The sequence below is a fragment of the Salinivibrio sp. EAGSL genome (assembly GCF_013366455.1).
GTDB classification, from domain to species: domain Bacteria; phylum Pseudomonadota; class Gammaproteobacteria; order Enterobacterales; family Vibrionaceae; genus Salinivibrio; species Salinivibrio costicola.
On record NZ_JABWMG010000040.1, the window covers coordinates 1 to 5,757 of the forward strand.

General features: G+C 42.5%; 3 protein-coding genes and 1 pseudogene. 2 read left to right on the forward strand and 2 right to left on the reverse strand.

Annotated features, from left to right (window positions below; all coding sequences use genetic code 11):
• Positions 1-197: 197 nt before the first annotated feature.
• Positions 198-2,957, reverse strand: coding sequence for a glycoside hydrolase family 3 protein (locus HLG76_RS14545; protein WP_175993925.1), 2,760 nt, complete (start codon positions 2,955-2,957; stop codon positions 198-200).
• Positions 2,958-3,077: 120 nt separating this feature from the next.
• Entirely contained in the window at positions 3,078-4,394 is a 1,317-nt protein-coding gene (locus tag HLG76_RS14550; protein ID WP_175993926.1) for a carbohydrate porin, read from the reverse strand.
• A 1,030-nt stretch (positions 4,395-5,424) separates the two neighbouring features.
• On the opposite strand from HLG76_RS14550, the pseudogene HLG76_RS15130 reads away from it, so the two are divergent.
• A pseudogene (locus HLG76_RS15130) lies at positions 5,425-5,517 on the forward strand (hypothetical protein); the annotation flags it as partial.
• Positions 5,491-5,757: helix-turn-helix domain-containing protein (locus HLG76_RS14555; RefSeq protein ID WP_175993927.1), on the forward strand; the 267-nt coding region annotated here is incomplete at its 3' end. The pseudogene HLG76_RS15130 and the gene HLG76_RS14555, both read left to right, overlap by 27 nt.

Here is a 5,757-nt window from a genome sequence, read left to right on the forward strand (position 1 = left end):
GGTGATCGTCAAACCGATCCTTTTTTGGTTAAAAAACGTTCGCGATCTCGCCCTGACCTGATACCCATCTTAAAATATTCCAATTATGACCATACCAACAGTCCATGTAATATGCTTTACATATGATCAAAATCCTTCACGACTGCAGGGGGAGGAGTGCAATTTAATATTACACTTCCTTTTACGTCAGCTACTAATTACTCGTTTAGCAAGTCATCGCATGATACTACACCCTGTGATGGCTTTTCGTTTTGAGGAACAAAGCGAATATTTCCGATATCAAACTCTACTTGTTCATCCGTGAAGAGCAAGAATGCGGTGTTCATTTTTTGAAATGACATACCAGACTCTTTTAAGCATTTTAGCGGAACTTTTACTTTATTCCATTGCATAGATTCTTCAGGAAGAACGTCTGAGATATTGACTTCCCCACGGCAAGGATATTCGCAATGCGTAGATAATATTAACTTTTCTGGTTTGTTAGACCTCATACGAATATCGAATTCCACCGTCGACTTAGCATTCATGTACCGAGTGTAATCAATACCTTTACCGTCGGGTGTTTGCATATAAATTTGTGCAGATGAGCTATTTTTAAAGCTATCTGACTTTCCTGCGAATTTCACATTAATTGCTGACTGTTGCATTCCTTGATAGTCAATACCTGTTGTAGTAACAGATTCGATAGATGTTTCTCCTTTGGATATATCCACACCAACCCAACCATTTACTTCGCCGCTCATACGAGCTGTAAACTCACCTTTAGCGTTCTTACCAAAAATTTCTAAAGGTAATTGAGCCATATCCGAGTCAGGTTTTTCAACACCACAGCCGAAATCGCGTGGATCTAGTGGCAGGTTATTTAAATCGTTAAAAGCTGCATCCACAGCTGTTTCGCCTGCATAGTTCAAGCCATAACCATAAGGGAAAAGCTGCCCAAACTGACCATCAAGTTCTTGTTCAATAGGTTCGCCCGTAAGACCGTCAACAGGTGTAATATAATTTGGAATATTAACCGCTGCTCGATTAATTGTTGTTGAACATTTAGTCGCGCCCCATGTGTAAGAGAGCTTCCCAGTAAAGTCCTTATCGCCAAATAATACGTCCGTAATGCCAAGCCCTTCAGTTCCAACAAGCCAAGCAGCAACAAAAGCATCTGAGTGATTAATTTCCTCGTTTACATAAAGAGGACGACCTGAATAAAAAATCGTTACCACTTTATAACCCTGCTTTTTAAGCGACTTAATTAGTTCTGAATCAGATTTATATTCCTTTTTAAGGGTAGAGAACTCAAGTGTTTTTGATGCTGGAATATCTCCGAACATTTCTGCATATGGTTCTTCACCTATAACAACTACTGCTATGGCTTCTTCCGGGGAGGCATCAGATACATCAGTAATTATATTTCCTTCACCTACAACCTCTTCCATTGCCATTTGCATTGTTTGAGCATTTGGGAAGTCTTTTTCAAGAGTATTGCCATCTCCTTGCCAAGATAACGACCAACCTCCGGTTTGCTTTGTAATATCATCAGCTGCTGAACCTACAACAAGATATTTTTTTCCATCTTTTTTTAAAGGTAATGTTTGATTTTCATTTTTAAGAAGAACGAGAGATTCAGATACCGCTTGACGTGCAATTGAAGTGTGTGCAGGAGCACTCAAAACTTCTTGTTTACCAGCTAAAGAACGCATACTAGGCTTGGGTTTTTCCCATAGGTTAGCTCGCATTTTAACACGTAATATACGTGTTACTGCATCATTAATGCGCTCTATGGGAATAACACCTGATTTAACCTGTTTGATTACATTATGATAGAACTCTTTCCAGTCATTACGAGCAGTGACCATGAACATATCATTGCCTGCAATTACCGCTTGAGGGCAGTTAGCAGGAGTACAGTTATTGATTTCTCCTTGACCATTCCAATCGGTAACAACAAACCCATCAAAACCCATTTTTCCCTTTAGAATGTCAGTAATAAGGTATTTTGAGCCGTGGATTTTCTGGTTCTGCATATAGTCAGACTCTGTGTTAACCATCGGATCATAATTACGGGGATTCCACCAAGAGTTAAAAGAGCTCATGACGACTTGTGCGCCAGCATTGAGACCCCCTATATATCCCATCGCATGAATATTACGAAGATACTCTTCTGTGTATCGATTCTTTCCATGGTCTTCACCGTTTAACGTACCACCATCTCCTATCCAATGCTTGACATTAGAAATAACATTTTTATCAGTTTTTAAGCCTTCTTCTCCGCCTTGAATTCCTCTCACCATACGTTGCGAGTACTCATACACGAGTGCCGGATCTTCAGAGTAACCTTCATAAACTCGTCCCCATCGGTAATCACGAGGTGTTGCAACAGTGGGAGCAAAAGTCCAGTCAAGACCCGTAGCAGCGACTTCACGAGCAGTAACTCGACCAATTTCTTCAATCAAGTCCGGATTACGGGTTGCCCCTAAGCCAATATTATGAGGGAATATAGTCGCATTAAATACGTTATTGTGACCATGCACTGCATCTGTCGCCCACATAAACGGAATATTGAAATCGCGGTCTGAGTATGCTTGGTCAAGTGCTAACCAGTATTTATCAGCTTCATTAGCCCAATCTTGTGCGGTGGCATATTTATCGCCACCGGGCGCTGCTCCACCACCGTTTAAAATAGAACCTATTTTATAATCTTTTGCTTCTTGAGGTGTAATATTTCGCAAATCAGGCTGTATCATTTGACCTACTTTTTCTTCCAAAGTCATCAATGAAACGATATGCCGTATTGCTTCTTCCAGAGCAGATTCTTTTTTTATCTCGCTATCAATTTTTTTCCATTCAGGAAAATAGGGTGCTTCTATAGTAGAAGATAGCGTACCTTCATCACTTAAACTGTAACACCCTGAAAAAAACAGAATAGAAACTGTAACCAAACTCATTTTTTTAAAACTAAACATGGCCTCCCCCATCAAAAATAAAAAGAGCCGCCAATAATAGCGGCAAGAGTAGAAAACGAACTCTCATTAAAAGAGCCTTATTCAATAAAAGCTCCAGGCAGTAGTCATAGAGTGTAGCAATTACCACCACATATCTGCTTGAATACCCATGATTACATCTGAGTCTCGTTCATCACCATTAATATATGTAGCTAGTAATCTCAGCTCTGGAGTTGGCCCAAACCCAGTGTCGACTTTAAATGTGGGCGCAGCAGTTAGTTTATAGTCGTAGCTATCTGTTGTGTTGCCTGCAGCATCTTCACCGTGATTCTGTAAGTAGCCAGCTTCTGTTACAAATGACAAATTTTCACTAATAGGGAACGTTGGTCGCACCATCGCTGATACCCAGCTGTCAGTACTACCATCATTCATGTCATTGTACTGTCCTTGGATTGAGTGGAAAACGCTAACACCGTTATCGAAGAAGTATCCCCCCCAGACTAAAGCCCGTGCCGACACGTCATCACTATCTACTGCTTTTACACAAGACGTTCCACAGTCAGTGCCTGTGATCTTGTAGCTTAACGAGTTGTTTCCTGGCGCATAGGTATTATATGTTGTAAGTGTTCCACCGAGTAACTGCCCTGCACCTAAACCTTTGCCCATTTGACCAATGTACTTGGTAAACCCTTTATCAGATAGACCAAACACGCTCTCTGAGTGAAAAATCGCTGTAAGGTCAAAGCCACTTGAAGCATACTCTTCTGAGTTGCCTTGACCGTCGATATCAATCATGTTATCGGGCAAATATTTACCCATTGCATGGAGCTCAACGCCGTCGAAATCGATACCTACGTGGGCAGCATGCATGATGTTATTGCTATCCCCCCAAAATTCGGTATCTCCTGAGTCGTCGCTAGCAATGTACGCAAAGTCCCACTTATTCCCACCTAACTCTACACCTTCAATTCCTAAGCCAGTGCCTGACATATCAGTATAAAAAAGGTCAGTCATAAAGATGTAATTATCTTTTCCGTAAAAACGCTTTCCTCCCCAAATGGTTCCAGTTTCTGTGACACCTTCAAACTCGACAAACGTTTCGATCATACCAATCTCACTATTTGCCGCATCTGCATTGGCTCCTAGCTGGTTTGTAGCATATTCAGCATTATTAGCTCCAGCTCGTGTTTTAATTCGTATTTTCTGACCTTTCTCATTTTCAAAGTTTTTCTGCAACGCCAATTCAAAGTGACTATCAGACTCGATACCTAAGCGGCCTAGCCTCTCTTTTGATCCCGGAAATTTAGAGCGTTTGAACTCATCGTTTTCGCTGAATAAGGAACCAGCTCGAAAGTAGCCATGAAATTCAAATCCGTCTGATTTTTCCGCGAACGAGGGTAGTGAAGCAAAACCTGCAGACACTGCCAAAATAGCAAGGCTAATTTTAGAAATTTTCATAATAAATCCACCAACATGTAGGGTAAAAAAGAAAGCGCTTTCTTTGTAAGGCCAAAAAAAAGACGCTAGTCACGGTCAGAATGGTCAAAAAGATCTCGAAGGCTTTCGAAGAGCTTACTGCCAATCTTCCACAGCCTTTGCATTAAGCGCACTATTACATTAACGCTCGTTTTATGATCATTTCTGATAACCCAATCACAAAGAAAGCGCTTTCTTACGTATGAGGTCACAAAATAAACTCAAATCTGTAAAAAATCTGACGCTTTCAACAAGGACTGGTCATTAAGATAAGCGAGTATTTCTAACTACCTAGTGACTGAAAGTTCTTTTTTCTCTAAGGCGAGGTTATTGATAATTCACCTAAAACACTGATCCCAACAGGGTTACTCCCAGTTTTTTCTTGCTTGGCGGCTTTGGTCACATCGTCGACGGTGTCCCCCGGTGTCAGGATAGTTGTCCAGATCTTGAATCGCCCAAAAATCCAGCAGTGGAGGGCTAATGGAGGACACTATGCCGAGATATTCCGAAGAAAGAAAAGCCGCTATCCTCAAGAAATTGTTGCCACCGAATAATAAAACCATCTCAGAAATTGCAGCCGAAGAACACATCAGCGAGGCAACGCTGTAAAATTGGCGCAGTAAACTCCGTTCCGAAGGTAAACCCGTGCCAGGACATCAAAAAAACACCGAGCAGTGGTCAGCTGAAGCTAAGTTCCCACTGTCATAGAAACAGCCAGCCTGTCAGAAGCCGAGCTGAGCCAATATTGTCGCGAGCGGGGCTTATTCCCCGAGCAAGTAAAAGAATGGAAGCGCGCTTGTATTAGCGGAGCAGGCCAAGCTGAACAGCCCAAGAAGGCTGAGCAGGCCGCGCGCAAAGCTGAGAAAAAACGCATTCGTGGCTTAGAAACTGAGTTACGCCGCAAAGATAAAGCCCTTGCCGAAACGACAGCGCTACTGGTGTTATCAAAAAAGCTCAATGTCTTGTACGAGAGCGATAACGAGGAGGACTAACCCCTCTCGATAGGCGCCAGACGCTGCTACAGCTTTTTGATGAAGCCGTCGCGAATGGTGCCCCTCAGTACAAGGCAGCTAAGCTTATGCAGATACCACAACGTACGTTGAGACGTTGGCGTTCATCACAAGGTCAGGTGAGACCAGACCTGCGTCCTCTTGCCATTAGAGCCGCACCGAAAAACAGACTACCTGAGCAAGAGCGTTTGCACATTTTAAATGTCTGCAATGACGCTGACTACGCCAGTTTACCACCCAGCCAAATCGTACCGAGACTGGCTGATCAAGGCGAGTATACCGCCAGTGAATCCACTATCTATCGCGTATTGAAGGCGAATGACCAACTTCACCAC

Coding starts and splice junctions, on each gene's coding strand:
- HLG76_RS14545 (WP_175993925.1), bottom strand. CDS start 2,957: ATGTTTAGTTTTAAAAAAATGAGTTTGGTTACAGTTTCTATTCTGTTT.
- HLG76_RS14550 (WP_175993926.1), bottom strand. CDS start 4,394: ATGAAAATTTCTAAAATTAGCCTTGCTATTTTGGCAGTGTCTGCAGGT.